The 25022-nt window shown below is 59.1% G+C and carries 30 protein-coding genes; 11 read left to right on the top strand and 19 right to left on the bottom strand.

Annotation, left to right across the window (positions count from 1 at the left end; genetic code table 11):
- The first annotated feature begins 69 nt into the window (after positions 1–69).
- Positions 70–390 (top strand): hypothetical protein, encoded by a 321-nt coding sequence (locus NR795_RS01480; protein WP_257756830.1) that lies wholly within the window; start codon positions 70–72, stop codon positions 388–390.
- On the opposite strand, the gene NR795_RS01475 is transcribed toward NR795_RS01480, so the two are convergent.
- Genes NR795_RS01475 through NR795_RS01420 form a run of 12 tightly spaced genes read right to left on the bottom strand, consistent with a single transcriptional unit; the run spans position 387 to position 10149 of the window.
- Positions 387–1373, bottom strand: coding sequence for a flagellar hook-associated protein (locus tag NR795_RS01475; protein ID WP_257756829.1), 987 nt, complete (start codon positions 1371–1373; stop codon positions 387–389). The two genes, NR795_RS01480 and NR795_RS01475, sit on opposite strands and share 4 nt — an antisense overlap.
- 20 nt (positions 1374–1393) lie before the next feature.
- Positions 1394–2323, bottom strand: coding sequence for a flagellar hook-associated protein FlgL (flgL, locus tag NR795_RS01470; RefSeq protein WP_257756827.1), 930 nt, complete (start codon positions 2321–2323; stop codon positions 1394–1396).
- A gap of 21 nt (positions 2324–2344) precedes the next feature.
- A complete protein-coding gene (gene flgK, locus NR795_RS01465; protein WP_257756826.1) occupies positions 2345–3718 on the bottom strand; it encodes a flagellar hook-associated protein FlgK in 1374 nt (457 codons plus the stop codon).
- Between the two features lie 19 nt (positions 3719–3737).
- Entirely contained in the window at positions 3738–4046 is a 309-nt protein-coding gene (locus NR795_RS01460; protein WP_257756825.1) for a rod-binding protein, read from the bottom strand.
- Positions 4046–5158: a flagellar basal body P-ring protein FlgI gene (locus NR795_RS01455; RefSeq protein WP_257756824.1), complete on the bottom strand. Its 1113-nt coding sequence runs from the start codon at positions 5156–5158 to the stop codon at positions 4046–4048. The genes NR795_RS01460 and NR795_RS01455 overlap by 1 nt, the downstream gene beginning before the upstream one ends.
- 13 nt (positions 5159–5171) lie before the next feature.
- Positions 5172–5837, bottom strand: a complete 666-nt coding sequence (flgH, locus tag NR795_RS01450) for a flagellar basal body L-ring protein FlgH (RefSeq protein WP_257756823.1) — start codon at positions 5835–5837, stop codon at positions 5172–5174.
- A gap of 11 nt (positions 5838–5848) precedes the next feature.
- Positions 5849–6634, bottom strand: coding sequence for a flagellar basal-body rod protein FlgG (flgG, locus tag NR795_RS01445; RefSeq protein ID WP_144813839.1), 786 nt, complete (start codon positions 6632–6634; stop codon positions 5849–5851).
- A 29-nt stretch (positions 6635–6663) separates the two neighbouring features.
- Positions 6664–7401: a flagellar basal body rod protein FlgF gene (locus tag NR795_RS01440; RefSeq protein ID WP_257756821.1), complete on the bottom strand. Its 738-nt coding sequence runs from the start codon at positions 7399–7401 to the stop codon at positions 6664–6666.
- An 18-nt stretch (positions 7402–7419) separates the two neighbouring features.
- Positions 7420–8613, bottom strand: coding sequence for a flagellar hook protein FlgE (gene flgE, locus NR795_RS01435; RefSeq protein ID WP_257756820.1), 1194 nt, complete (start codon positions 8611–8613; stop codon positions 7420–7422).
- Between the two features lie 23 nt (positions 8614–8636).
- Positions 8637–9371: a flagellar hook capping FlgD N-terminal domain-containing protein gene (locus NR795_RS01430; RefSeq protein WP_257756819.1), complete on the bottom strand. Its 735-nt coding sequence runs from the start codon at positions 9369–9371 to the stop codon at positions 8637–8639.
- Positions 9368–9799 carry a flagellar basal body rod protein FlgC gene (gene flgC, locus NR795_RS01425; protein ID WP_144813852.1) on the bottom strand — a complete coding sequence of 144 codons (432 nt, stop codon included), beginning with the start codon at positions 9797–9799 and terminating at the stop codon, positions 9368–9370. Before flgC ends, NR795_RS01430 begins: the two co-directional genes overlap by 4 nt.
- A gap of 2 nt (positions 9800–9801) precedes the next feature.
- Positions 9802–10149 (bottom strand): flagellar basal body protein, encoded by a 348-nt coding sequence (locus NR795_RS01420; protein WP_144813855.1) that lies wholly within the window; start codon positions 10147–10149, stop codon positions 9802–9804.
- A gap of 90 nt (positions 10150–10239) precedes the next feature.
- On the opposite strand from NR795_RS01420, the gene flgA reads away from it, so the two are divergent.
- The 3 genes from flgA (at position 10240) to NR795_RS01405 (ending at position 11815) form a co-directional block, all read left to right on the top strand.
- On the top strand, positions 10240–10998 hold the full coding sequence (flgA, locus tag NR795_RS01415) for a flagellar basal body P-ring formation chaperone FlgA (RefSeq protein ID WP_257756816.1): 759 nt from the start codon (positions 10240–10242) through the stop codon (positions 10996–10998).
- Positions 10999–11081: 83 nt separating this feature from the next.
- The gene (locus tag NR795_RS01410) at positions 11082–11387 is read left to right on the top strand and encodes a flagellar biosynthesis anti-sigma factor FlgM (RefSeq protein ID WP_257756814.1); all 306 of its coding nucleotides are present in this window, start codon (positions 11082–11084) and stop codon (positions 11385–11387) included.
- The gene (locus NR795_RS01405) at positions 11387–11815 is read left to right on the top strand and encodes a flagellar protein FlgN (protein ID WP_257756813.1); all 429 of its coding nucleotides are present in this window, start codon (positions 11387–11389) and stop codon (positions 11813–11815) included. Before NR795_RS01410 ends, NR795_RS01405 begins: the two co-directional genes overlap by 1 nt.
- Positions 11816–11855: 40 nt before the next feature.
- Here the strand turns inward: NR795_RS01405 and fliJ are convergent, their stop codons facing one another.
- From fliJ to NR795_RS01370, 7 genes are read right to left on the bottom strand one after another with little or no spacing between them, the layout of a single operon-like run.
- Complete coding sequence (fliJ, locus tag NR795_RS01400) at positions 11856–12308, bottom strand: flagellar export protein FliJ (RefSeq protein WP_257756812.1); 453 nt, start codon at positions 12306–12308, stop codon at positions 11856–11858.
- Positions 12305–13648 (bottom strand): flagellar protein export ATPase FliI, encoded by a 1344-nt coding sequence (gene fliI / locus NR795_RS01395; protein WP_144813872.1) that lies wholly within the window; start codon positions 13646–13648, stop codon positions 12305–12307. Before fliI ends, fliJ begins: the two co-directional genes overlap by 4 nt.
- Positions 13626–14339 (bottom strand): flagellar assembly protein FliH, encoded by a 714-nt coding sequence (gene fliH, locus NR795_RS01390; protein WP_144813875.1) that lies wholly within the window; start codon positions 14337–14339, stop codon positions 13626–13628. The genes fliI and fliH overlap by 23 nt, the downstream gene beginning before the upstream one ends.
- An 11-nt stretch (positions 14340–14350) precedes the next feature.
- Entirely contained in the window at positions 14351–15370 is a 1020-nt protein-coding gene (locus tag NR795_RS01385; protein ID WP_144813879.1) for a flagellar motor switch protein FliG, read from the bottom strand.
- On the bottom strand, positions 15348–17000 hold the full coding sequence (gene fliF / locus NR795_RS01380) for a flagellar basal-body MS-ring/collar protein FliF (RefSeq protein ID WP_374543539.1): 1653 nt from the start codon (positions 16998–17000) through the stop codon (positions 15348–15350). Before fliF ends, NR795_RS01385 begins: the two co-directional genes overlap by 23 nt.
- Positions 17001–17002: 2 nt before the next feature.
- Positions 17003–17356 carry a flagellar hook-basal body complex protein FliE gene (locus NR795_RS01375; protein ID WP_257756810.1) on the bottom strand — a complete coding sequence of 118 codons (354 nt, stop codon included), beginning with the start codon at positions 17354–17356 and terminating at the stop codon, positions 17003–17005.
- A 38-nt stretch (positions 17357–17394) separates the two neighbouring features.
- Complete coding sequence (locus tag NR795_RS01370; protein ID WP_374543537.1) at positions 17395–18432, bottom strand: sigma-54 interaction domain-containing protein; 1038 nt, start codon at positions 18430–18432, stop codon at positions 17395–17397.
- A gap of 344 nt (positions 18433–18776) precedes the next feature.
- Between NR795_RS01370 and NR795_RS01365 the strand changes: the two genes are divergently transcribed.
- Genes NR795_RS01365 through flhA form a run of 7 tightly spaced genes read left to right on the top strand, consistent with a single transcriptional unit; the run spans position 18777 to position 25017 of the window.
- Positions 18777–19637, top strand: a complete 861-nt coding sequence (locus tag NR795_RS01365; RefSeq protein WP_257756809.1) for a FliM/FliN family flagellar motor switch protein — start codon at positions 18777–18779, stop codon at positions 19635–19637.
- Entirely contained in the window at positions 19630–19986 is a 357-nt protein-coding gene (locus NR795_RS01360) for a FliM/FliN family flagellar motor switch protein (protein WP_144813891.1), read from the top strand. Before NR795_RS01365 ends, NR795_RS01360 begins: the two co-directional genes overlap by 8 nt.
- Positions 19983–20738 (top strand): flagellar type III secretion system pore protein FliP, encoded by a 756-nt coding sequence (gene fliP / locus NR795_RS01355; protein WP_144813893.1) that lies wholly within the window; start codon positions 19983–19985, stop codon positions 20736–20738. Before NR795_RS01360 ends, fliP begins: the two co-directional genes overlap by 4 nt.
- Before the next feature lie 16 nt (positions 20739–20754).
- Positions 20755–21027: a flagellar biosynthetic protein FliQ gene (locus NR795_RS01350; protein WP_144813896.1), complete on the top strand. Its 273-nt coding sequence runs from the start codon at positions 20755–20757 to the stop codon at positions 21025–21027.
- 1 nt (position 21028) lies between these two features.
- Positions 21029–21808, top strand: a complete 780-nt coding sequence (gene fliR / locus NR795_RS01345) for a flagellar biosynthetic protein FliR (RefSeq protein ID WP_144813899.1) — start codon at positions 21029–21031, stop codon at positions 21806–21808.
- Positions 21801–22940, top strand: coding sequence for a flagellar biosynthesis protein FlhB (flhB, locus tag NR795_RS01340; protein WP_144813904.1), 1140 nt, complete (start codon positions 21801–21803; stop codon positions 22938–22940). The genes fliR and flhB overlap by 8 nt, the downstream gene beginning before the upstream one ends.
- Positions 22924–25017, top strand: a complete 2094-nt coding sequence (gene flhA / locus NR795_RS01335) for a flagellar biosynthesis protein FlhA (RefSeq protein WP_257756807.1) — start codon at positions 22924–22926, stop codon at positions 25015–25017. Before flhB ends, flhA begins: the two co-directional genes overlap by 17 nt.
- The last annotated feature ends 5 nt before the right edge of the window (positions 25018–25022 follow it).

The raw sequence follows: 25022 nt of genomic DNA, 5'->3' as shown, positions 1-25022 counted from the left end.
GCCATTGTGCGAACCGACGTGGTTTTTTATGATTTAGCGACAGCAAGCCAACGTAGCTACAGGTTAGACATGCTTCCTACGCCAGGTGGCGCACACGCTACGCTGCAGCGCGATGACAGCGCATTCGCTTTGTCAACGGATATTGCAACCTGCTTAAATACTCAGCCGTCCGCTGACCCAAAGGGGTATCTGCGGCTGAAGGCGCGGGATACCCAACATGCCGATCCGGCTCTGGCCCCGTTTATGAACTTTACGCAGAATAACAGGCTGCGCGTTACGATGAAGCCGCTACCGAACGCGCAATACCTTCTGCTGGACAGGGACAGCCTGACCGTAGTGGTAGTGGATCCCACCATGATGACCATTAGCACAGCGGGATGCCAGCGCTAGCCGAGCAGGTTTTGCACCGTCAGCGCCGGAAGATTAGCCTGGCCGTTTACCGCCTGTGCCAGCGTAGCGTAATCATGGCCGACCCATGCGAGGGTCTGCCCCAGCGCGGCCGACGCCCGCTCTGCACCCTGTGCGTCAGGAATACGCGCCATCTCATCCATACGCTGGCGCGCCCTCTCCTGCGCCGACGACAGCAGCTGCCGCTGCTCCCCCACCTGGCCAAGCAGACTCTGCACCCTGCCCTGAAGGCCGTCACGCGACCCCGTCTCCAGCGCAGCGCCTAACGCTTCAGAGAGGGCAGGCTCAGCATGAAGAACGGGCCGCTCCGGATGTGCCCCTTGCGCATCGGCAACGGTAAACGAACGCTGTATCTGCGACCAGCCAGCCTCAGCGGTAGCAAATGTCCATCCTCCCTCGCCGTAGCGCGGCATAATGCCCGTCCGCTGCAGCGCGTGTTTAATCTGCATAAGCGGATTGAGCGTGTCGGCCGGATTAGCCAGCGATACGGCCGCCAGACGCCGCCCGCCCTCCGCGTCAGCGCTGAACATCAGCGACACCGGCTGGCTGCTCTCCTCTAGCAACGCGGCCAACGCCGGGGCATGGAAGATCACCTGCGGCTCCCCTTGCAGCACCGGCAGCAGCTGTCTGTCTATCCGGCCCGCTGAGAGCTGAACCCGGTTAATCAGCAGGTCCTGAAGCGCTTCGCTCTCGCCTCCTCGCCGCCCGCCGGAGGTGGCATAGCGATGATCCAGTAGCGCTTTTTCCAGCCGGGAGAGGTAGCTGTCCGCCTGCTGGAGAGCAGTAAGCTGATCGTTGAGCTGCACGCTGTAGCGCTGGGGACGAATGGCGAGCAGCGGCGAGGCAGGATACTCCTCGCGCCCAGCCCGTCTGGGGAGCGGCGGCACCCGTAGCGGGTCGCCGATCTGCGGCGGAGCGAGTTCCCCGCCAGCGGATCGCGTCGTTGTCTGTAAGCCAACCTGCATGGTCACTCCACCGAGCTGCATTAAATGACGTTAAACAGCGAAAGATCGCTGACTTTAGCGTAGGTCTTCATCGTCGCCTCCATCGCCATCTGCAGGCCGGTAAAGGTGACCGTTGCCGGGCCATAGTCAAGATCGCCAAGCTGGCCGATCAGCACACTGTTGCTGTCGGCTACGCTTGTCTGCGCATCGCTAAGCATGGTCAACGTATTCTGCCGCTCACCCAGGCTGGCAATGACGCTACTAAGCGATTCAGAGGCCGCGTCGAGGGTGTCAATGGCATGGGTAATATCGCTCTGCAGCTGTGGGTCTGCCGGATCGACGCCAGGGTTCTGCAGCTCCGCAGCCAGATCGCCAAGGGTGTTTAACACGTCCAGATTCGCACCAAACATGTCGCTTACCGTCACATTGGTCTCGATCTCAATGCCGCTGGCAACCGTCGCTGTCCGGTGCTCGCCGTTGCCCTGGTAAGCATACTCATCCGGCTTGCCGTCACCGTCGGTATCGTCATAGCTTACGGGCGGGGTGGTGTTTTTCGTGCCGCCAAAGAGATAGTGGCCCTGCCCGTCCTGATAGTTCAGGGAGGCCATCATTGACCGGGTCAGGGAGGCGATCTCCTGGCCGAGGTTAGTCAGCGTCTCCGGCGTGGTGGTGCCGTTCGCCGCCTGGATCAGATCGTCGCGAATGGCCAGCAGGCTGTTGTTGACGCCGTCGAGCAGGCTCTCCTGCTGGCTCAGGGTTGCCGAGACCGCCTTAATATTGCTCTGGTACTGCGTGATAGCGGACTGCTGGCTGTTGAGCTGGTTAAGACGGGTCATGGCGATGGGATCGTCCGACGGCAGGATCGCCCGCTGGCCGGTGGCCATCTGGGTAACCACGTGATCCAGCCGGCCGGAGAGCTCGGTGAAGCGGCTGGTCATAGAGGTATAGGCTTGTTGAGTGCTTATGCGCATAAAAAGTGTTTTCCCACTGGGTTAAAACATCTCCAGCACGGAGTCAAAAATCTTCGCGCCGGTAGAGATGACTTTCAGGTTGGCCTGGTAGATCTGGGTGTAGGCGATCAGATTGACAGCCTCCTCGTCCATGCTAACGCCGCTCACGCTGCTCCACTGGTTCTGCGCTTCGCTGTAGACGTTGCTTGCCGACTCGGCCTCGGTCTGGTTCTGACGGCTGTAGATGCCAATGTTGCTGATAATGCTGGTGCAGGCGCTGCCGACGGTGACTGTGCCAAAGTTGGCGATGGTCAGCGGCTGGCCAGCAATGCCAATTAGCGCCTGTAAATTGTTGCCATTGCCGGGGGCGTCTGGGGCACTGGAGAACGCCAGCTGGTCTGGCGTGATATCCGGGTTGATCATCAGCGGGCCGTCCGGGCTATCCCCAGCATAAATAAAAAGCGGCGCGCCGGGGTTGCCGTTGAGATCGTATCCCGCCGCCAGCTGGCTATTGACCGCCGTGGTAAACTGCTGGGCAATGCTGTTGATGGTGCCGGTGAGCGGATCCAGCACCTTGTGCTGGTAGTCAAAGAGCGCCCCCAGCGAGCCGCCGGTCGCCATCGTCATGTTGCTGGTTGTCCCGGCAAAGGTGAGCGTCAGGCTCTGCTCTCCCCCGCTGCTACTCTCCATCTTAATGGTGGCGCTCTGCTGACCGCTCACCAAGGGCTGACCGTTTTGCAGCGTAACGTTGTAGTTACCCCGGTCGTCGATATTGACCTGAATATCTACCATCCCGCTGAGCTGCTCAACCATTTGGTCACGCGCGTCGTACAGCGCTGAAGGGTTGTCGCCGTTGGCCTCGGCCTCGGCGATCTTCTGGTTGTAGTCCGCAATACCGACGGTCAGGGTGTTGATCTGCGAAATAGTCGCCTGCTGCTGGCTAACAATCTCGCTGCTCTGGGAGTGAATATAGCGGGTGGTATTATTGAAGCGCAGCGCCAGAGCATTGGCTTCGCTGAGTACCTGCTCCCGCAGGGCCGGATCGTCCGGCGTGGTAGAGGCGGCATTCAGCGCTGCAAAGAAGTTGTCGAATCCGGCATTCAGGCTGCTGTTCTCGTCGCTGAGCACCGTCTCCAGCTGGGTCAGATACTGCTGCTGGGTGGTGTAGTAGCCATAGTCGGTGGCGGCAAACCACACCTGGTTGACCAGGTACGGGTTTGACACGCGGCAGATGCTGTCGACCTGCACGCCGTTGCCGGCGCTGTTCAACGCCCCCGGACTGGCCCCCATCGTGCTGGTCTTTGCAACCTGCCGCGTATAGCCTGGCGTCATGGCGTTGGCCGTATTCTGCGCCGTAACGTTAAGCTGCACCTGAGCCGCCGACGCGCCGCTGTAGCCTATATTGATCATATCCATGCTGTGAATCTCCTTGCTGTCAATCACGGTGCGCCGAGAGCTGCTTAACGAGCAGCTCCGCAATACCGATACTCTGCTGATTCGCCAGGCTATCGCAGAGCGCATCGTCGTACAGCCCCTGCATCATGCGCCCGGCATCGCTGTTGAAAGGGTTATCTTTAGACTCAAAAAGGGCATTCACCTTTCGCATCTCCTTAAGCATCTGGCGCATAAAGATCGCCTCAAACTGCTGGGCGGCCTGCCTGAGATCGTTCTCACGTACGGCGGACGTATCGGTAACGTCGTCAGCGCCCTTGCGCAGAGAGGTTAAAGCGTTAAGGGCATCCATTAGATCACCTCCAGGTCGGCATCCAGCGCGCCCGCCTCGTGTAGGGCCTGCAGGATCGACATCACGTCATCCGGCGAGGCACCGAGGCTGTTCAGCACGTTCACCAGCGTCTTCAGGCTGCTTGACTCCGGCAGCGTGACCATCTGCGCGCGCGGGGTAGTTACATTGACGCTGCTTTGCGGTGTGACCGCCGTGCGGCCACCGGCCAGCGCGTTAGGCTGAGTGACGCTGCTGCTCTCGGTAATCGAGACCGTCAGGCTGCCGTGCGATACCGCCGCGGCGTGAATCTTCACCCCCTCGCCCATCACCACCGTGCCGGTACGGGCGTTGAAGACGACCCTGGCGCGCACGCGCTCCGGCGTAATCTGCACGTCCTGCAGCTGCGACATAAAGGCCACCCGCGCACCTGGGCTGGTGGGCGCCGTCACCTCTACGCTGGTGGCACTCTTCGCCGTTGCCAGCCCGCCGCCGAAGGCGCTGTTGATAGCATTGGCAATACTGTTAGCGTCCTTGAAGCCGGGACGCTTCAGGTTAAGCATGACGGTGTTGCCCATCTCAAAATCGCTGGCGATCTCGCGCTCCACGGTGGCACCGTTGGGGATCAGCCCGGCGGTGGGCGTGTTGACCGTCACGCTGGAGCCGCTGGCCCCGCTGGCACTCATACCCCCTACCACCACATTGCCCTGTGCCAGGGCATAGATCTCACCATCCGCGCCGTGCAGCTGGGTCAGTAGCAGCGTGCCGCCGCGCAGGCTTTTCGCGTCGCCAATAGAGGAGACCGTAACGTCAATGCGCTGCCCCCGGGCGTACATGGGGGGCAGCGTGGCGCTGACCGCCACTGCGGCGACGTTTTTCACCTTGGGATCGATCTTGTTCGGCAGCTGCACCCCAAACTGACGCAGCATGTTGGTAAGGGTCTGGTTAGTAAACTTGACCTGGTTTTTATCACCGGTCCCGTCGAGACCGACCACCAGGCTGTAGCCAATCAGCTGGTTGCCGCGCACGCCCTGAATATCGACCAGCGAGGCCAGCGGCTCCGCCACTGCCGGCACAGCGCAGAGCAGCAGTAGAACGAGCGGGACGATACGGGCGCATCCTGAAAAACAGCGCATAACATCTCCTGGGTTATAGCGGGAACAGCGGGTGGTTAAAGAGACGGGTCAGCCAGCCCGCCGCGTTGGCATCGCTGAGCGCCCCGCGTCCGGCATAGGAGATACGGGCGTTGCCGATGCGCTGGGAAGAGACCGTATTGTCGTTACCGATGTCGTCAGCTCGTACCAGCCCGCTCAGACGCAGATACTCGTCGCCCTGATTGAGGGTAAGCCACTTCTCACCGCGGATCTCCATCACCCCGTTGGGCAGCACCTGGTGCACGGAGACGGTGATCGACCCATGCAGGCTGTTCTGCTGCTGGGAGCTGGCGTTGCCGTCAAAGTCCCGCGAGGCCTCGGCGGAGCTGGCCAACTTCTCCTTTGCTTTTCCAAACACCGTCGGCACGCCCACGTCGAGGCTGCTCTCCTTGCCAAAATTGGTTTTGGCCTGCTTGCTGGACTGGGTGGACTCTTCGAGGATCACCGTCAAAATGTCGCCTACCCGGTAAGCACGCCGGTCGGCGGTCAGTGACCAGCTATAGCCGGTCTCGAACACGCCACCTGCCCGCCCCTCTGGCGTCGGCTGGGCCTCCATTTTGGGCGGCGCGTAGGCCTGGTCATCCTTTTTGACCAGGAGCGCCGGCGATTCGCAGCCCGTCAGCCCTGGAAGCAGCGCCATTAACCACAGATATCGTTTCACGTGTGTGCTCGCTACAGATTCTGATTGATGTACTGCAGCATCTCATCGGCGGCAGAGACCATTTTGGCGTTCATCTCATAGGCGCGCTGGACGGTGATCATCGCCACCATCTCGTTGACGATGTCGACGTTGGATCCCTCCAGCGCGCCGCCTTTGAGCGTGCCCAGTGCGTCCTCACCCGGCGTCCCCTCCGTCGGCTGACCGCTGGCCGCCGTTTCGAGATAGAGGTTATCTCCCTCTGCCAGCAGGCCCGCCGGGTTGGTAAAGTTCACCAGCGTGATCTGCCCCAGCTCGCTGGGATCGCTGTCGCCCGGCATTGTGGCCATCACCGTGCCATCCTCGCCGACGGTGACGTTGGTAGCGTTGGCGGGAACGTCGATCTCCGGCTGCAAGGGGAGCCCCTGGGCGTTAGTCAATACGCCGTCGGCATTGACCTGCAGATTACCGTCGCGGGTGTAGGCAATGTCACCGTTAGCCTTCTGCACCTGGAAAAAGCCTTGCCCCATGATAGCGACGTTGAGCGGGTTGTCGGTGGTTTCGATATTGCCTTCGGTAAAGGTTTTCTGTGTCCCAACTACGCGTACGCCGCTACCGTACTGAATGCCGGTGGGGGCGATGTTGTTTTGATCCAGCATGGCCCCGGGCGCTCGCTGATTCTGGTAGAAGAGATCCTGAAACATTACCCGGTCGCGCTTGAAGCCGTTGGTATTAACGTTGGCGATGTTGTTGGCAATGGCGCTCATCTGGGCATCTTCCGCCGACAGGCCGGTTTTACTGATCCATAGTGCTGCATTCATGCTGCGGTATCCTTAAATTAGAGACGCAATCAGGAGCCGCGTAGCAGGCGGTTGCCTGCCTCGCTCAGATCCTGGGCCGCCTTCATCATTTTGATTTGGGCTTCGAACTGGCGGCTAAGCGAAATGGAAGCCAGCATTTCCGTGACCGCCGTAACATTGCTGCCCTCCAGGTAGCCGCCGCTGACGTTGATGTTCTCATCCAGCGGCGCACGGCTGCCGTCCGCCGTCACGATCATTCCCTGGCCATTTTTAGCCAGGTTCTCCAGCGGAATGGTCACCAGCTTCAGGCGATCGATATCCATAGTGGCGGTGACGTCGCCGTCATCCGGCGTAATCGACAGCGTACCGTCGCGGCCAAAGGAGGCGATGGCGTTGGGCGGCAGCACGATCGGGCCGTTATCGCCCAGCACCGGATAGCCGTTGATAGTGAGCTGACCCGCCTCGTTCTGTACCATATTGCCGTTGCGGGTATAGACCTCGCTGCCGTCGCTGTTCTGCACTGCGATATAGCCCTCCCCCTGAATCGCCACATCCAGCGGACGGCCGGTCCTCTCGGCAGCGGCGGAGCTGGCATCGACGCCGCTGGTCTGCGGCTGGACCATCACGCGGGTGGCAAACCCCAGGCCCCTAACCGCCTCGCTCTGGGACAGCGCTATATCGGCACGAAAGCCGGTGGTATTGGCATTCGCCAGATTGTTGGCGCTAATCTGCTGCTGCATCAGCGAATGGCTGGCCCCGCTGACGGCGGTAAAAAGTAAACGATCCACTGCTCTGCTCTCTTTCCGTTACATCGCCTGGAATAGCGCCTGGTCCAGCTCGCTGCTGGCCGAGATCACCTTGGTATTGGCCTGGTAGTTACGCTGCGCGGTCATCAGATCCACCAGCTCGCTGGTGATATCGACGTTGGAATTCTCCAGCATCCCCGTAGAGAGCGCCCCGAAGGTGCCGCTGCCGGGCGTTCCCACCAGCGGCGTGCCAGACTCGCCGGTCTGAACCCACGCCGTTCCGCTGATGGCCCGTAATCCGTCCTCGTCCGGAAAAGTCGCCAGTACCAGCTGGCCCTGCAGCATGCGTTCCCCGTTGCTGTAGGTGGCATAGATTTTACCGTCGCCGTCCACCTGCACGCCGTTTTGCTGCGCGGAGGCGTATCCGTCGGCGGCATTAGTGGTGACCGAAAAAGCGGAGCCGTACTGGGTACAGGCTGCATAGTCAAAGGTCATCGCAATGGGTGCTGCACCCGGCGCGCTGAAGGTCATCGGCACCGCTGCCGCCGGGCTAACCAGCTTGCCCTGCTCGTCAAAGGCCAGCGTCGTGGTGGTGGGCTGGGTCGCCCCATCAAAGCTGTAGTGCACCTCCCAGCTGTTATCCGCCGTTTTGGTGAAATACTGGCTGACCGCATGCTCGTTGCCCAGTGAGTCATAGACCGTGGTGGTGTAGGTGGTGTTATATGACGCGGCGTTGGCCGGGTCGAACGGCACCGCGCTGGTATCAATGGCCGTATCGGCGGCGTTGAAGTTAGCGCCAAAGGTCAGAGTGCTGGTTGCCCTGGCGGGTAGCGAGCCGGTCTTGATCTGCAGATCCGTCACCGTACCGGTTTGCAGCGCCCCGCTCTCATTAACCGGGTAGCCCTGCAGGAAGTCGCCGGAGGCGTTGACAATATAGCCATCCTTATTTGTGTTGAACGATCCCGCCCGGGAATAGGTGACGTTGCCCGCGCTGTCCTGAAGCATAAAGAAGCCGCCGTCGTTGATTGCCAGATCGAGGGCGTTACCAGTAGAGACCATAGAGCCGCCGCGGGAGATGCTCTGGGCCGTTCCGGCCACGCTTACCCCCATCGCCTGGGTTCCGGCATACATGGCGGAGAAGTCGGTAGTCATGGACTTGTAGCCCACCGTTCCTGCGTTGGCAATGTTATTACTGATGCCATCCAGCTGCTCATTCACCGCGTTCAGACCGCTAGCTGCAATGCTGTAACTCATAACTTACTGCTCCTTTTAAATTGTCAAACTATGTCCTGGGTCGGCATCTCATCCGGCGTGCCGAACTGGCTGATCATGGTGAAAGGCACCTCTCCTACGCCGCTGACGTTGAGCAGCGGCGTGCCGCCATCCAGCGGAATGCGCACGTCGGTCACCACCCCCGTCACCTCGACCGGCACCTCCTCCTCCCCGGTATCGGTGACCACCGACACGCTGTAGTCGCCGGAGGGAATACCGTAGTCCACAGGGTCGATGCTAAAGGGGACGCCCCCCGGGCCAAACGACGTTCCCGTCAGTGGAATGTCGTAGTCGTTTCCGACCTCGTCGGTGAGATGGATATCAACTCGGGTACAGGCGTCATCCAGATCGATACGGCCCTGAATAGCGCCGTCACCCACCTCCAACGTCGTGGTCTGGACCATGATTGGATCGCCCACCATCTTGCCCAGCGCCATCACCTGGATATTGCTCATCAGAATGGCGTTGGTGTTCATCTCCGTGGCGACCTCCTCCGCCATCGCCACCTGGGCCATAGAGGCGAGCTGGGTCACGTACTCGGTGGGATCGGTCGGATCGGTGGGATCCTGGTTCTGGATCTCTGCCACCAGCAGGGTCAGGAAGGTGTCGGCCATCGACGTGGCGGTCGTCGTTGTCGTGGTCGCTGTCGTTGTCGTTGTCGCAGCTGTAGCGGTCGTGCTGGTTGTGCTAGTTGTGCCTGGCCCGGCATAGGGTGCGTTCAGCGATACGGACGAACTCATGTGCTCTCTCCCAGCTTCAGCAGGCTTTGCTGCATGCTTTTGACGTTGTTCAGCACGTCAACGCCGGTCTCAAAGTTGTGCGAGGCTGACATCATATCGGCCATCTGCTCGACCACGTTGACGTCCGGATACCAGACGTAGCCATCCCGGTCGGCGAGGGGATGGTGTGGTTCATAGCGCCGCACCGCGCTGCCGCTCTCGATAACGTCCTGTACGCGTACGCTGGCTCCCGTCAGATCGTGCTGCCCCGCCTGCACCAGGCTGCTGTGGTAAACCGAGGCGAAGACTGGGCTGCGCGATTTATAGACCGCCGCCTCACTCTGCGCCGGCGAATCCGCGTTGGCCAGATTGCTGGCAACGGTATTGAGCCGCACCGTCTGGGCGGTCATAGCCGAGCCGGCGATCTGGTAGATGTCAGAAAATGACATAGCTATTTCCCTTCGATAGCGGTTCTCAGGCCGCTGATAGACATATTCAAAAAGGTCAGGCTGCTCTGATAGTCGAGGCTGTTTTGTGAAAACCGCGCCTGCTCGCTATTCAGCTCTACCGTATTGCCATCCTGTGTCGGTTGCATCGGCAGGCGGTACATCACCTGCGCGTTAGGCAGCGTGCCGCCGCGATTTGCCCGTTGCATCTCGCGGACAAAATCAATATCTTTGGCCTTGAAATTTGGCGTATCGACGTTCGCCAGATTGGCGGTAAGCAGCTCGGTCCTCGCAAGACGTAGCTTCACCGCCTGTGGGTGTACACCCAGTGCTTTCTGAAAGCTGATCCCCATTGTGCATTGCACTCCTTTCCTAATAACGCATGCGCGTGCCTATAAGGCAAAAAACGTGCCAAATATTAAGTTATTGAAAAGGTTTACTTTATGTACACTGCTGCCGCTGTCCGGAAAGTTTTTTTCCGCATCCTGACCACCGTTCTTTTTTCCGCCCCGCCGCTCGTCGCGGCGCACCCCTCACCGCCCACGGCTCGCCAGCAGATCAATGAGCAGGTAGTGCATCTCGCCGGAGAGGCCATCGCCGGGCTGGCACAGCGCGCGAGCTGGCACGACTACCGCTACACCCTCAACGTGCTTATTCCCGGCAGCGTCGCCGCCCTGCCCGCCTGTAGCCAGCCGCTGCGCCTCAGCGGCGAGCCTCTCCAGCAGAAAAATCTGGCTCGCCAGCGCTACAGGGTAGCCTGCGGCGGCGGCGCGTCGTGGCAGGTATTAGTCACCGTTAAGGCCGACCTCTACCTGCCGGTGGCAATGGTCGCCAGAGAGATTGCCCGAGGTGAAGCCATTACCGCCGACAAACTGGTGATGAAGCGGTATAACATCAGCAACCTGAGCGGCGATCCGCTGCTGAGCGTGGGCGACGCGGCAGGACGGCTCGCCAAACGTACTTTGCGCCCGGGGAAGCCGCTGCTGCGTAAGCAGCTGCAGCAGCCGCTGCTGGTAAAGCGTGGCGCGGCGGTGACTATCGTTTCGCAAACGGACGGCATTAGCGCGCAGACGGCGGGCGTAGCGCTAAAAGAGGGACGCCTGCAGGAGAGTATTAAGGTGCAGAACAGCAGCAGCGAGCGGGTGATTGATGCCATCGTTGTTGGTCCCGGTCGGGTGAGCGTTGGCGGTGGCACGCAATAATTTTTTCACTGCCGCTTAAGTTTTTGCTTTACGCTGCCGCTTTCCCTGCGTAACCGATAAAAACGTTCTGCGATGAGAAACCTATGACCCTCACAACTCCTGGCATAACACCCGGGCAGCTTGCCTCCTGCGATGCGGCAGCGCTCGTCCCGTCGCCGCCCGAGGCGGCAAAAGTGGATCCTGTTGCCCCTGCCCCATCCTGTGCAGACGATATCACCCAGCAGGGTCTGCAGGCGGCGCAGCGCAGCCTGACGGAGGCTTCCGCCTCTGACATCGACGCGGAAAGCGTGGGTCAAATGCAGGCGCTGCTGGCGTCGCCGCAGTTTTCCATTGACGCCGATGCGCTGGCCTCTGCCATGCTGGACTTTTTCAGCACCAGGGGGGCGTAATGAGCGCCAGACTTGAGCAGGTGAAGCTGCTGCTACGCGGGATCCGCCTCGATAGCGAACGTTACCAGCAGCTCTACACCCTGCTGGAGGAGCAACGCATGGGCATGATCCGCCGCGCCAGCGATGCGCTGGCTGTCGTGAATGGGCAGATTGATCTGCTCTACCCCGCGCTGAGCGCGAGCGCCCGCACCCGCCATGAAACGCTGCTGTCATTGGGCGTTACGCCGGATAGCGCGGGCATGGCGCAGGTGTTCAGCTGGCTGCCTGCTGCGCAAAAGGTGGCAGCGAACCAGGCGTGGCAGCAGCTGGCGGGTAGCGTTGCGGCGTGCAGACGCTTCAATGAGAAAAACGGCGAGCTGCTGATCCGCCAGTATGCATTCGTGCGGGATTTTTTGGGTTTTGAGCCTGACTTTATCTATCGCCCCTGACGTCCAATCCGCAGTTAGGTTGACCCGGTGATGACCGTCGTTACCGCTCCTGCTCCGTCAGGCGCTGGGTGCGCAGCCAGCTTTGGCTGGCGATCTCATCAACCTCTTTCTGTTCGCGGCTGGCCTGCTCGCTGGCCGCCCTCTCTCGCTGATCGTCGAGTGTCAGAGCGACAATTTTCTCCTGGCAGGCCGCCTGCAGGAGGCCTTTTTGCAGCTGCTGCATTTTGATCTCCGCCAGCGCCTGCTCCTGCTCCTGCCACTTCATGACGCGCAGCAGGTTACCTTTATAACCCGCCATATTGCTTAGCGTCTGAGGGCAAAAATGAGGCTGCGCCTCGGCACGGGTCTTCGGCATGAGCTGCCTTAGCGCCCTGAGGTTGTTCTCGTACTGGATAGCGACCTGCCGCTGCCGGGCCAGCGCCACCGTTGTGGTTTGCACCGTGCTGTCGCGAAGGCGTTGAAGCTGGGCAAGCGTGTCAAGCATCTGCTTCACGAGTTCTCTCTCTGCGCCTGTGGAGAGGGAAACAGCGCGGCGATTTGCGCCTGCACCTGCGCCAGCGGAGCCGGTTCGTTTACCTGCTGGCGCAGAAAACGTTCAATGGCTGGAAAGCATTTCACGGCCCTGTCAACCAGCGGATCGGCCCCCTCGACGTAGCCGCCAAGCGGGATCAGCGGTTTGATCTCCATGTAGGCGGCATAGTGCCGCTTAAGCTGGCTTACGGCCTGCTGGTGCCACTCAGGGGTAATCTGCGTCATGCAGCGGCTGATTGACTGCCCAATATCGATCGCCGGATAGTGCCCGGCCTCGGCAAGCTTGCGGGTTAAGACGATATGGCCGTCCAGCACCGCCCGCGCGCAGTCAACGATGGGATCCTGCTGATCGTCCCCCTCCGCCAGCACGGTGTAGATGGCGGTCATGGAGCCGCTGCTGTCGCTGTTGCCCGCGCTCTCCACCAGCCGGGGGATCATGCCAAACGCCGAGGGCGGGTAGCCTTTAGTGGCTGGCGGCTCCCCCAGCGAGAGGGCAATTTCTCGCTGGGCCATGGCGTAGCGGGTGAGGGAGTCAACCAGTAGCAGCACGTCAAAGCCGCGATCGCGAAACCAGGCGGCAAGCGTATGGCACAGCTCGGTCGCCTTCAGGCGCATCAGGGGCGACTCGTCCGCCGGTGCGACCACGACGATAGATTTAGCCAGCCCTTCGTGGCCCAACGCCCTATCGATAAACTCTTTTACTTCGCGGCCCCGCTCGCCAATCAGTCCGACCACCACAATCTGGGCGCTGGTCTGACGGGTAATCATGCCAAGCAGGACGCTTTTGCCGACGCCGCTCCCCGCCATCAGGCCAACCCGCTGGCCTTTGCCAATAGTCAGCGCGCCGTTGATCGCCTTTACCCCGACGTCCAGCGGCTCATCTACGGGTCGGCGGGTTAAGGGATTGACCGTCGGTGCCATGGAGGGCAGCGGATGAATACCGCCCAGTCTGCCTTTGTCATCGATCGGCTCGCCCAGCCCGTTAACCACCCGACCCAGCCAGCTTTCGCCGACCAGCAGCTGCCTGGCCTTCTGCTGGGGAAAGACGCGCGCCCCTGCCATCAGCCCTGTCGGCTGTTTAAACGGCATCAGATAGGTCACGTCGCGGTTGAAGCCCACCGCCTGCGCATCGATAAAACCGCGCTCCGCGCTCTCGATGCGGCAGAACTGCCCCGTCGCCAGCTGGCAGCCCACGCTCTCCAGCAAAACTCCGTTCATCCGCACCAGTCTGCCCGCCACGCGGGTAAAGGAGATAGACTCAATGGAGCGCAGCGCGTCGTCAAAGGGATGCGGAGTGTTCATCCGTCTCTTCCGGGGTCAGGGTCTCTTTCAATACCGTCATGCACTGCTCAAGCCGATGTCCACAGCCAACGTCCAGCTCCGATGCATCGGTCACAATGCGGCACTCTCCGGCGGCCAGCTCCGTTGAAGCCGTCAGCCCCCATGCATTAACCTTTTCCGGTGCCACGCTCTGGATGCGGCTAAACTCATCGGCGCTAAGATAGACCTTCAGCGGATCCGGCACGGCGGGCATAGCAGCGATAGCCTCCTCCACCAGCGCCAGCAGCTGGGTTGGCTGCAGCGCCAGCTCGCAGCGGATCACCTGGCGGGTGACCTTCTCCACCAGCTGCAGCAGATCCTCCCGCTGCTTACGCTGAAGATGGGCAAAATAGTCGTTGAGGCTGCCGACAATCGCCTCCAGCGGCTGGGCGGCCTGGGTAAACTGTGCCAGTCCATCCCGCTGCCCTACCAGGCTACCTTCAGCAAAACCTTGCCGATAGCCTTCAGCCTCTCCTTTTGCCAGCCCCTCCTGAAAACCGGTCTCCTGCCCTTCGCTGACCCCCTCAGCAAAACCCTTCTGTAGCCCCTGCTGATAGCCGTCCATGAGCTGGCGCTGAAAGTCGGCGCTGCCTCCCCCCGGTGCAGCACGTTGGGCGGCCGCATTGCGCGGCGGGAAGCGGTGGAGGCGGTAACGGCCCCGTAGTGTCTGCATCGGTTCTCTCCCTACTCTGCCGTCTGCTCGGCGAAAAGCTGAAGCTGGATCTCACCCGCCTCCTCAAGCTCGCGGGCGACGGCCATGATTTCACGGCGGATCTGCTCAATGCGGCTGATGGGCACCGGCCCCAGCCGCGCGGTGATGGTCTCTAGCTGCTGTGCCTGGCGTTTCGGCATCACGGCAAAAACGGCACGCCGGAGCGGCGGCTCGGTGCCTTTTAACGCCACGGCCCACTCCTCCATTGGGATCTCGTCGAGCAGGCGGCGGCGCACCTCTTCGCTCTGTCGGCTGAGGATAAAGAAGTCGTACATCTCATCCTGCAGCTGTTCCAGCACCGTCGCATCCAGCTCGCGCAGGCGATCGAGGATCTGCTGCTGGTTACCCTGAAAGCGATTGACGATATCCGCCGCCTGCTTGATCCCTTTTACCTTTGAGCCATGTTCGGAGAGCACCGACAGGCCGCGCTCAATCAGGCGGTCCAGCTCATCGACCACGTCGCGGTTAACGTCGTTGAGCCTGGCGATGCGGTAGAGGATCTCGTTCTGCACGGCGTCGCTCATGTAGGTGAGCACCGTGGCCGCGATCTCCGGCGTCAGAAAGGCCAGAAACACGGCCTGGAGCTGGAGGTGCTCCTCGGCAATCAGCACCGCGAGCTGACGGGGATCTACCCACTGCAGGCGTGCCATGCGCGAGCGGATCTCATCCCCATAGATGCCGTTGATTACGCTGCTGGCAATCTCCCCGCCCAGCGCTTTATTGAGGATCCCTTGCAGCATCATGCGCGACGCGCCGTTGATCCCGCTCTGCTCGCGAAACTCGTCAAAGAAGTTGTTGATCACCCTTCTCGCCTGGCTAGTTTTTACCCCGGAGAGACGAGCCATATACTCACTCAGGCGCACCACCTCCTCGCGACTCAGCTTCTGCATCACCGTGGCCGCCGCCTCTTCACCCAGGCACAGCAGCAAAATGGCCGCCTGCTCAAGGTAGCTCGCGCCGCCAGGGCTTTTATTTACTGTCAATTCGCTCATTGCTGGTAATCCACTGTCTGATCACTTCGGCGACGCGGTCGGTATCGCTAATCGCCAGTTTTTTAAGGAACTCCAGCTTGGTTTCAAGACCAGAGCTCTGCGAAGGCAGGGCATCATCGCCGGTAAACGAGGGCAGCTCCACGCCTCTGCGCTCGTCGTCATCCAGCGTTGCTGGGAGTGAGGGGTCACTGCTGCCTGCTGTTGGCAGCGTTGCAGGCTTCGCCTGGCGCGTAGCGATAAGGTGCTTTATCAGCGGACGCACGATAAACAGCAGCGCCAGCAGCAGCAGTACGCCGCTACCGCCGAGGCGGCACCACGCAAGGATGTCACTGTTCTGCCACCACTTCACCGGCGGCAGTACGACTCTCTCCTCCGGCACAAAATGCATTAGCGACAGCGACAGCCTGTCTCCCCGGGACGCATCAATTCCGGCGGCGCTATTGAGCATCGCCGTAACCTGGGCCGTCTGCTCTGGCGGCCAGCGCTTAACGGCGGCGGCATCCTTATTGAGCACCACGGCAACGTTCAGACGCTTAAGTGCAAAACCCGGATGCTGGATATGCTCAACGGTACGGTCGTAGCTGTAGTCCCGCTGGCTCTCCTTATGTTCCGACAGAGTGGCAGAGGGCTTCTGAGCCGTCGCTTCCGTGGCCTGTGCCGGGACAGCCTCCGGAGGTCGGTTGCTGAGCGCTCCGGGAATGCCAACGGCGAGACGATCGCTACTCTTATCCTCGGAGCTCTGCTCCCGGTTAACCTTTGGCGTATCGCCGTAGCGCTCCCGGGTCTCTTCGATATGGCTCAAATCCAGCTCTGGCATAACGCTAATGCGGAAATTATTTTTACCTACCAGCGTGGTCAGGACGTTAGCCAGGCTGGCGCGGGTTTGATCCTGAATACCGCTCACTAACTCGTTCGCTTTGTGGACGCTGGCTGCGGCGTTGCCCCCCTCCGCGACGCCCTCCGACAGCAAATTCCCTGCCTGGTCCACGATGCTGACCTGAGCAGGTAACAGTCCCGGCACGCTACCGCTTACCAGATGGATAATGGCGTTGACCTGCTCGCGGCTCAGGCTGCAGCCATAGTGCAGGCGCACCATGACCGAGGCGCTGTTTTGCGGCGTGCTGCTGATAACAAACGAGCTCTCTTCGTTCAGCGCAAGGTGAACGCGGGCCGTTTCTACCGCATCCAGCGACATGATGCTCTGCGCCATCTCCCCTTCCAGGCTGCGCTTGTAGCGAATATTTTGCACAAACTGGCTGCTGCCGAGCACTTCGTCTTTGTCCATTAGCTCATAACCCGCCGGGCTGATCGCCCGCACGCCCTTGCCCGCCAGCGTCATGCGGATGCTGGAGAGCTGCGAGTCCGGAACCAGGATCTGGCCGCTGGCGGGGTTAATTCGATAGGCTATTTTTTCCCCGTCCAGCACGGTGATAATTTGTGAAAGCGGCAGATGCTCCTGGGTACCAAACAGCGCGGTATAGCCGCCGCTGCTGTGCCACAGGCCACCGACGATAGCTGCAGTGAGCAGCGCCGCGCCAGCCGCCAGGGCAACCCATTTACGGTTGCCCGGAAGCAGAGAGGCGAATGCAGTAACGGCGGCATTAACAGAGGACAAAAATCTCTTTTTCATTTTTATACAGACATGTTCATCAGATCGTTAACGCCGCTCGCCACCTTGTTTCTGACCTGAACAAGCGCCGAGAACGCAAGGGAAGCCTGCTGGCTGGACAGCATCGCGCCAATCAGATCGTCACTTTGCCCGCTGCTCACCGCGTTTCGCTGGGCGCTGGCGCTCTGCTGGAGGCTGTCAACGCGCTCAAGTGCGTCACGCATGATCTGATGAAAGCTTACGTCAGAGAGAGAGCCTCCATCCGGCACCACGCCGGGAAGCGTATGCGCGGGAAGAGGTAAAGCAGCAGCAAGGCGTCTCATGCCACTCATCTCCTGCTGCATTAAGGAGAGCGAGATGTTACCGATTGTTTTCATAGGGGAGTGCTCTTTCGTAAAATAGGAGATAGTCAGCATCAGAAGCAGACTTCAATGCCATGCTTGCGCATTGAGGCGAGCCGGTAGCGCAGCGCCCGCGGCGTGATGCCTAAGCAGTCGGCGATCTGCGAGCGATTACCCTGGTATTTACGCATCAGGTCGGCGATATAGTGATACTGCGCAACCCGCCCGTGCCGCTGTAACTCCTGACGGCTGGCGTTAAGAGAGTGAATGGGGGTCTCTGCAGTCGGACAATCGACGGTCTCCTCCTGTGTATTGAAGGGGATCCCCAGCGCGCTGGCGTGGATCACCCCGTTCTGGTTTAACACCATGCCGCGCTGAATGGCGTTTTCGAGCTGCCGCACGTTGCCGGGCCAGCAATAGTTCAACAGCGCCGCTTTCGCGCTCTCTGCGAGACAGATATTTTTACCAATGGTGTGGGCATATTTTTTTAGAAAAGCGTCGGCCAGCGGCAGAATATCCCCGACCCGTTCCCGCAGCGCCGGCACGGTAACGGGCACCACGGAAATGCGATAAAAGAGATCCTCGCGAAAACGCCCTGCGGCCACCTCAGACTCAAGGTTTTTATTGGTGCTCGCCATGAGGCGAAAGCTGAGGTTAATTGTTCGATGGCTGCCAAGGCGTTCAACCTGCCGCTCCTGCAGTACGCGCAAGAGTTTTGCCTGCAGCGGCAGGGGCATATCGCCAATTTCGTCCAGCAGTAAGGTCCCATTATTCGCCAGCTCAAATTTTCCCGGCAGAGTATTCACCGCGCCGGTAAACGCGCCTTTTTCATAACCGAAGAGCGTTGATTCCAGCATCGACTCAGGTATAGCCGCACAGTTAATTGCGATGAAAGGTACGGTACTATTTTCGCCAAACGCTGTCGTATGAATATATTTAGCGACGCACTCTTTTCCAGAACCAGTTTCGCCCATTAGCAGCACTGGAATATTGAAATGGGCAACGCGCCTGGCTAAGGAGAATGTTTTAATGCTGGCAGGAGCCTGAGCAATAAAGTTCGACATGGGTTTCTCGCATTTACGAATTTTATCTTCATGCGAAGATATCACCATGCTTAAATTAATTTGCTAATAAATAACTTAAAATCAGATAAAGCAATACAAATCAATTGATTACATAAATAATCAGCAGCCATCAAAAAAAATTCAAAGAAGCATCAAAGCAATAATTAATATTTAATAATATTTATCGCTGCACTATCTATTGTATACCCTTACCATCTCCGTTTAAATAGCGGCACTTTGTAGGGCTGTGCATCATGCCACGCAAATAAAGAACAGCGGCAATTTTAGCCCGTAACTTAAATAGCAAAGGCGTTTTTTTTGCCCAACTCGCTGCCATAAACAGCAAAACAACCGGCCTGGTTATTCGGTATCAACAACAGAGAATATGTACCATGTTGAAGTACAGCCAGAACAGTACCATAAGCAAGCTTGATAGCCACCGTCTTGGTCGGCCCTATCACCGCCTGCCCAGCCTGTTCGTGAGCAAATTTGATATTCTGGAGTCACGTATTGGTAACTACTTTCTCAAAAAGCATCGCTCAAGCTTAACGCTGAAAAAGATGGCGTGTACGGTCGATATTAAAAACAAAAACGCTGACCTGCTGGCATCACATATTGGCCATCTCGCCTTTGATATTGACAGGCCGCTGCTGTTAACGCTTTTGAATAATTTTTACGGTCTGGAGAGCGAAGAGAGCGCCAGCCCGCAGGCCGCACTGCTGCCGACAAAAACCGAAGCGCGGCTACGCATCCGCCTGGCGCTCGATCTTTGCCATATCCTTTTTCATCAGGAGACATGGGGATTACCGCTCAGTGTAAAGATGGACAGCAGCACAATTATTAGCCAGTGGGCATGCCAGGTGACCTTTACTCTGGGCGACGATGCGCACAGCAGCTTTCATATCCTGCTGGATAACGCCCATACCGACTGCTTTCTTAACATGCTGCGCCAGAGGGATCGGCATCAGACCGATGCTGGAGCCCCTGGCCGGCAAAACCGCAATCGGGCCGTGGTAACCAAACTGATCGAGACGCTGCCGCTGAGCCTGAACGTTAAAATCGCCGGGCTAAGCATGGACGTAGCTTCCCTGACCACCATCAGAGCCGGGGATATATTCCCGCTCACGCTACCCGATACGTTCCCGGTCTCTATCGGGCAATCGTCGCTGTTTCACGGACTGATTGTTGAAGATAACGACAAACTCTATCTGACTCATATTACGCCTACCGTTCCTGAGAAGTCCTATGAATAATCCTACCGATCCCCTTGACCAGGGCTTTGAATTAGCCGGGGAAAGCGCCGAACCCTACGACACTGCGCCAGCCCGTAGCGCACCGGCGTTAACCGACTCTATGGCGCTGCTTAAGCGTATTCCGGTTACCCTGACGCTGGAGGTGGCTTCCGTCGAGGTGATGCTCGCCGATCTGCTCAATATTGATGACGACACGGTCATTGAGCTTAATAAGCTGGCGGGAGAACCACTGGATATTAAGGTCAACAATATCCTGCTGGGCAAAGCCGAAGTGGTGGTAGTCAATGAAAAGTATGGCCTGCGGGTAATTGAGTTTAATACCCGCGATATTAACGAACTGACCACATGATCCGCACTGTCTGCCTGCTGCTGGCCGCCAGCACGCTGCTGCTCCTCTCTCCTGCGGTATATGCGCAGGGGGGCGATATCTCGCTGCTGCAGGTGATCAACCACGGCAATACCCAGGAGTACAGCGTCAAGATCCAGATTTTAATTCTGATGACGCTGGTGGGCCTGCTGCCCACCCTGCTGCTAATGATGACCTGCTTTACGCGGTTTATTATCGTGCTCTCGCTGCTGCGTCAGGCGCTGGGCCTGCAGCAGACGCCGCCGAACCGCATTTTAATCGGCATTGCGCTAGTGCTAACCCTGCTGGTGATGCGCCCCATCTGGCTTAACATCTACGAACACGCGGTCGTCCCCTTTGAACAGGACACCATAACACTGCCCCAGGCGCTGGAGACCGCCGCCGCACCGCTCAAGCGCTTTATGCTGGCGCAAACCAGCAAAAAGGCGATGGCGCAGATAATGACCATTGCCAACGCGCAGGGGGATGCACAACAGCAGGATCTCTCCATCATCGTGCCAGCCTATATGCTCAGTGAGCTTAAAACTGCCTTTCAGATTGGCTTTATGATCTACATTCCCTTCCTGGTGATTGATCTGATCGTCGCCAGCGTGCTGATGGCGATGGGGATGATGATGCTCTCGCCGCTGATCGTCTCACTGCCGTTTAAGCTGATGGTCTTTGTGTTGATTGATGGCTGGGCGCTGACCGTCGGTACGCTGACCGACAGCATTCGCGGGCTGGGGTTAGGGTAATGAGCGAGGTATCGTCATGTTAACTATCGATACCGCCGCCGATCTGGTCGCCAGCGGCATCAAGGTGGTGATTGTGCTGGTCTCAGTGCTGGTGGTTCCCAGCCTGCTGGTCGGCCTGTGCGTCAGTATCTTTCAGGCTGTGACCCAGATTAACGAGCAGACGCTCAGCTTTCTGCCGCGGCTTATCGTGACGCTGATCGTGCTCGGCGTCTGCGGAAAGTGGATGATCGTCCAGCTCAGCGATCTCTGTACCCATCTCTTCGCCCAGGCGGCGCTGATGGTAGGCTAGGATGATCCAGCTTGAGGTAGTACAGTTCAGTAACCTGGCGCTGGGGCTATGGTACCCCTTCGTGCGCATTATGGCCTTTCTCCAGTACGGGCCGATTTTTGACAGCAAAGCCTTCAGCGTGCGCATTCGTATAATTATCGCACTGGCGCTGGCCATTGTCCTGACCCCACTGGTACATCCGCCCGTGCCGGAGGGGCTGCTGAACCTGCATACCCTGATCCTTACCGTCGAGCAGATCCTCTGGGGCCTGCTGTTTGGCCTGATGATGCAGTTCATCTATCTCACGCTCCAGCTCGCCGGGCAGATCCTCTCCTTCAATATGGGTATGAGCATGGCGGTAATGAACGATCCCAACAGCGGCGCATCCACTACCGTGCTGGCAGAGTTTATTTATATCTATGCGGCTATCCTCTTCTTCGCGTTGGATGGGCATCTGCTGCTGGTGAGCATTCTCTATAAGGGCTTTCTCTACTGGCCGCCCGGCAACGCGCTGCAGCCGCAGACCCTGCGCAGCGTCGCTCTCGCGCTGGGCTGGGTATTCTCCTCCGCGATGCTGCTGGCGCTGCCGGCGACCTTTATCATGCTCATCGTTCAGGGCGGATTTGGCTTGCTGAACCGTATCTCCCCGGCGCTGAATCTTTACTCGCTGGGCTTCCCCATCGCCATGCTGGCCGGGCTTATCTGCTTTGCCGCCCTGCTCTCCGCCCTGCCAGATCACTATCTGCATCTGGTTAACCGCGTGCTGGCGGAGTTTGACGCCCTGCGGGGGACGCATGGCTGAGGCTGCAAGTGGTGAAAAGACCGAAAAGCCTTCGGCGCAGAAGCGGCGTAAGGCACGGCAGGAGGGCCAGCTTCCCCGCTCGAAGGATATGGGGCTTGCTGCCAGCCTGCTGGCGGCTTTTATCGTGGTCAGCAACAGCTTTCCCTGGTATCGCGACTTTGTGCATGAGGCATTTCTGACCGTGCGTCAATATGGACAGCGTATTGACGATCCGGACATTTTGGGTCAGTTTTTGCAGCATAATTTGCTGATCCTGCTCAAATTTATCCTGACGCTAACGCCGATACCGCTGGCGGCGCTTATCGCCTCGCTGATACCGGGCGGCTGGATCTTTTCGCTAAAAAAGATCGCACCCGATCTCAGCAAAATCAGTCCGCTGAAGGGGATAGGTCGTCTCTTCTCCAGCGAGCAGGTTATTGAGGTCGGCAAGATGATGATTAAAAGCGGGCTGGTTCTGCTGTTGCTCACGGTCAGCCTTCATCGCTACTTCCCTGCTTTGCTCGATCTTCAGGCCCGCTACTTTACCCCGGCGGTACACGAGGGGCTGTCGCTCTATCAGGACGTGATGCTGAACGTGGTGATGCTGTTTATCCTGTTCGCCATTCTTGACGTTCCTCTTGCTAAATATATGTTTACAAAGGGGTTAAAGATGACAAAGCAGGAGGTTAAAGACGAGTATAAAAACCAGGAGGGGAGCCCGGAGATCAAAGCCAGAGTGCGCCGCCTGCAGCGGCAGATGGCGCTGGGGCAGATCCGCCGCGTGGTCCCCAAAGCCGACGTGGTCATTGCCAACCCCACCCATTTTGCGGTGGCGTTGCAGTACGATCGGGCGCGGGCAGCGGCCCCGTATGTGGTGGCAAAAGGCACTGACGAGGTGGCGCGCTACATTCGTGAGGTTGCCCGGGAGCATCGGGTTGAGGTCGTCGAATTCCCGAAGCTGGCTCGTGCGGTCTACTACACAACCCAGATAAACCAGCAGATCCCTTATCAGCTTTTTCGCGCGATCGCGCACGTTCTGACCTATGTCCTGCAGCTTAAATCCTGGCGCGCCGGCATACAGGATCGCCCCGCGCTTAACCGTCATATCTCCATTCCCAAAGAGGTCCTGAAGCAGGATGCAGAAACAGATTAAACACGTTCTGACGGCGCTGCGCAGCAGCCGACCCGGCGCGCCCTTACTTCTACTCGCCATCCTGGCGATGGTGATCCTGCCGCTGCCGCCCATGCTGCTGGATGCGCTTTTCACCTTTAACATTGTGCTGGCGGTACTGGTGCTGCTGGTCAGCGTCTCAACGAAACGACCGCTCGACTTCAGCCTCTTTCCAACGGTGCTGCTCATTACAACACTGATGCGCCTGACCCTTAACGTCGCCTCTACGCGTGTGGTATTGCTGTACGGCCACGAGGGGATCGGCGCGGCAGGCAAAGTGATTGAATCCTTCGGCCAGGTGGTCATTGGCGGCAACTTTGTGGTCGGATTTGTGGTGTTCATTATCCTGATGATCATCAACTTTGTCGTAGTGACCAAGGGGGCGGAGCGTATCTCTGAGGTATCGGCACGCTTTACGCTGGATGCCATGCCAGGTAAACAGATGGCTATTGATGCCGATCTCAACGCCGGGCTGATTAACCAGGCCCAGGCTCAGGCCCGGCGTAAAGAGGTGACCAGCGAGGCAGATTTTTATGGCGCAATGGACGGCGCGTCGAAGTTTGTACGCGGTGACGCCATCGCCGGGATGCTGATCCTGGCCATCAACCTGATTGGCGGTGTCTGCATCGGCATTTTTAAATACGATCTGAGCGCCGAAGCAGCGTTCCGGCAGTATGTGCTGATGACCATTGGCGATGGCCTGGTCGCGCAGATCCCCTCCCTGCTGCTGTCAACGGCGGCGGCTATCATCGTTACCCGGGTTAGCGACAGCGGAGATATCTCCAGCGCCGTCAAAACCCAGCTGCTGGCCTCGCCGGCGACCATCTACACCGCAGGTGGGGTGATGTTCGTGCTGGCGGTGGTTCCGGGCATGCCGCATCTCCCTTTCCTGCTCTTCACCGCCCTGCTGCTATTTACCGGCTGGCGGCAGAGCAAGCGCCCCCGAACGGCGCAAACCGACGAAGAGAGTCTGGTCACCCTGAGCAAAACGCTGACGGAAACCCCTGAGCAGCAGGTGAGCTGGGAGACGATCCCGCAGATTGAGCCTGTCAGCCTGAGCCTTGGCTACCGACTGGTCTCGCTGCTGGATAAAGCCCACGGCAGCCCGCTTACCCAGCGCATACGCGGCTTACGCCAGGCGCTCTCTGAGACTAACGGCCTGCTGCTGCCGGAGATCCGTATCCGGGAGAACTTTCGCCTGAAGCCGAGCCAGTACGCTATCTACGTCAACGGCATTAAGGCCGACGGCGGCGAGCTTCCCGCAGACCGCCTTATGGCGCTTCCCTCGGCGGAAACCTATGGCGAAATTGACGGCACGCCGGGAACCGATCCGGCCTACGCGATGCCCATCACCTGGATTACGGCGGAGCAAAAAACGAAGGCGCTCAATCTGGGCTATCAGGTCATCGACCCGGCGAGCATTATCGCCACTCATCTGAACAAAGTGCTTACTCGCTATCTTCCTGAGCTTTTTAACTATGACGACGTAACGCAGCTGCACAACCGTCTTGCCTCGCAGGCTCCGAAGCTGGCGGAGGACGTGGGTAGCGCGCTGAGCTACAGTCAGTTGCTCAAGGTCTACCGGGCGCTGCTTGTTGAGCGTGTTCCGCTGCGCGACATTGTGACCATAGCTACCGTGCTGGTTGCCAGCAGCGCGGTGACGAAAGATCCCATTTTACTGGTGTCGGACGTGCGCCTTGCCCTGCGCCGCAGCATCACCCACGGGCTGGTGCGCAATGAGAAGCTGGCGGTCTACACCCTGAATAACGAGCTGGAAAATCTGCTGATCGGGGTAGTGAACCAGGCACAGCAGAGCGGGAAAGTGATGCTCGATAGCGTGCCGCTGGACCCGAATATGCTCAGCCAGTTCCAGCAAAATATGCCGCAGGTTCAGGAGCAGATGAAGGCGGTGGGCAGAGAGCCGGTGCTGCTGGTGGCCCCGCAGCTGCGTCCGCTGCTGGCCCGCTATGCACGCCTGTTTGCCAGCGGCCTGCAGGTGCTCTCTTATAATGAAGTGCCGGACGAACTGGAGATTAAAATTCTCGGCACGCTCAGCTAGGCAAG

The sequence above is a fragment of the Pseudescherichia sp. L3 genome (genome assembly GCF_024656065.1).
GTDB lineage: Bacteria > Pseudomonadota > Gammaproteobacteria > Enterobacterales > Enterobacteriaceae > Pseudescherichia.
Note: the sequence above shows the minus strand (reverse complement) of the source record. Positions and strands in the feature narration are given on the sequence as shown.

What these genes read in the sequence shown, in the direction of transcription:
- NR795_RS01480 (WP_257756830.1), top strand. Translation starts at nt 70, where the DNA reads ATGCTTCCTACGCCAGGTGGCGCACACGCTACGCTGCAGCGCGATGAC.
- NR795_RS01475 (WP_257756829.1), bottom strand. Translation starts at nt 1,373, where the DNA reads ATGCAGGTTGGCTTACAGACAACGACGCGATCCGCTGGCGGGGAACTC.
- flgL (WP_257756827.1), bottom strand. Translation starts at nt 2,323, where the DNA reads ATGCGCATAAGCACTCAACAAGCCTATACCTCTATGACCAGCCGCTTC.
- flgK (WP_257756826.1), bottom strand. Translation starts at nt 3,718, where the DNA reads ATGGATATGATCAATATAGGCTACAGCGGCGCGTCGGCGGCTCAGGTG.
- NR795_RS01460 (WP_257756825.1), bottom strand. Translation starts at nt 4,046, where the DNA reads ATGGATGCCCTTAACGCTTTAACCTCTCTGCGCAAGGGCGCTGACGAC.
- NR795_RS01455 (WP_257756824.1), bottom strand. Translation starts at nt 5,158, where the DNA reads ATGCGCTGTTTTTCAGGATGCGCCCGTATCGTCCCGCTCGTTCTACTG.
- flgG (WP_144813839.1), bottom strand. Translation starts at nt 6,634, where the DNA reads ATGAATGCAGCACTATGGATCAGTAAAACCGGCCTGTCGGCGGAAGAT.
- flgE (WP_257756820.1), bottom strand. Translation starts at nt 8,613, where the DNA reads ATGAGTTACAGCATTGCAGCTAGCGGTCTGAACGCGGTGAATGAGCAG.
- NR795_RS01430 (WP_257756819.1), bottom strand. Translation starts at nt 9,371, where the DNA reads ATGAGTTCGTCCGTATCGCTGAACGCACCCTATGCCGGGCCAGGCACA.
- flgC (WP_144813852.1), bottom strand. Translation starts at nt 9,799, where the DNA reads ATGTCATTTTCTGACATCTACCAGATCGCCGGCTCGGCTATGACCGCC.
- NR795_RS01420 (WP_144813855.1), bottom strand. Translation starts at nt 10,149, where the DNA reads ATGGGGATCAGCTTTCAGAAAGCACTGGGTGTACACCCACAGGCGGTG.
- flgA (WP_257756816.1), top strand. Translation starts at nt 10,240, where the DNA reads ATGTACACTGCTGCCGCTGTCCGGAAAGTTTTTTTCCGCATCCTGACC.
- NR795_RS01410 (WP_257756814.1), top strand. Translation starts at nt 11,082, where the DNA reads ATGACCCTCACAACTCCTGGCATAACACCCGGGCAGCTTGCCTCCTGC.
- NR795_RS01405 (WP_257756813.1), top strand. Translation starts at nt 11,387, where the DNA reads ATGAGCGCCAGACTTGAGCAGGTGAAGCTGCTGCTACGCGGGATCCGC.
- fliI (WP_144813872.1), bottom strand. Translation starts at nt 13,648, where the DNA reads ATGAACACTCCGCATCCCTTTGACGACGCGCTGCGCTCCATTGAGTCT.
- fliH (WP_144813875.1), bottom strand. Translation starts at nt 14,339, where the DNA reads ATGCAGACACTACGGGGCCGTTACCGCCTCCACCGCTTCCCGCCGCGC.
- NR795_RS01385 (WP_144813879.1), bottom strand. Translation starts at nt 15,370, where the DNA reads ATGAGCGAATTGACAGTAAATAAAAGCCCTGGCGGCGCGAGCTACCTT.
- fliF (WP_374543539.1), bottom strand. Translation starts at nt 17,000, where the DNA reads ATGAAAAAGAGATTTTTGTCCTCTGTTAATGCCGCCGTTACTGCATTC.
- NR795_RS01375 (WP_257756810.1), bottom strand. Translation starts at nt 17,356, where the DNA reads ATGAAAACAATCGGTAACATCTCGCTCTCCTTAATGCAGCAGGAGATG.
- NR795_RS01370 (WP_374543537.1), bottom strand. Translation starts at nt 18,432, where the DNA reads ATGGTGATATCTTCGCATGAAGATAAAATTCGTAAATGCGAGAAACCC.
- NR795_RS01365 (WP_257756809.1), top strand. Translation starts at nt 18,777, where the DNA reads ATGTTGAAGTACAGCCAGAACAGTACCATAAGCAAGCTTGATAGCCAC.
- NR795_RS01360 (WP_144813891.1), top strand. Translation starts at nt 19,630, where the DNA reads ATGAATAATCCTACCGATCCCCTTGACCAGGGCTTTGAATTAGCCGGG.
- fliP (WP_144813893.1), top strand. Translation starts at nt 19,983, where the DNA reads ATGATCCGCACTGTCTGCCTGCTGCTGGCCGCCAGCACGCTGCTGCTC.
- NR795_RS01350 (WP_144813896.1), top strand. Translation starts at nt 20,755, where the DNA reads ATGTTAACTATCGATACCGCCGCCGATCTGGTCGCCAGCGGCATCAAG.
- fliR (WP_144813899.1), top strand. Translation starts at nt 21,029, where the DNA reads ATGATCCAGCTTGAGGTAGTACAGTTCAGTAACCTGGCGCTGGGGCTA.
- flhB (WP_144813904.1), top strand. Translation starts at nt 21,801, where the DNA reads ATGGCTGAGGCTGCAAGTGGTGAAAAGACCGAAAAGCCTTCGGCGCAG.
- flhA (WP_257756807.1), top strand. Translation starts at nt 22,924, where the DNA reads ATGCAGAAACAGATTAAACACGTTCTGACGGCGCTGCGCAGCAGCCGA.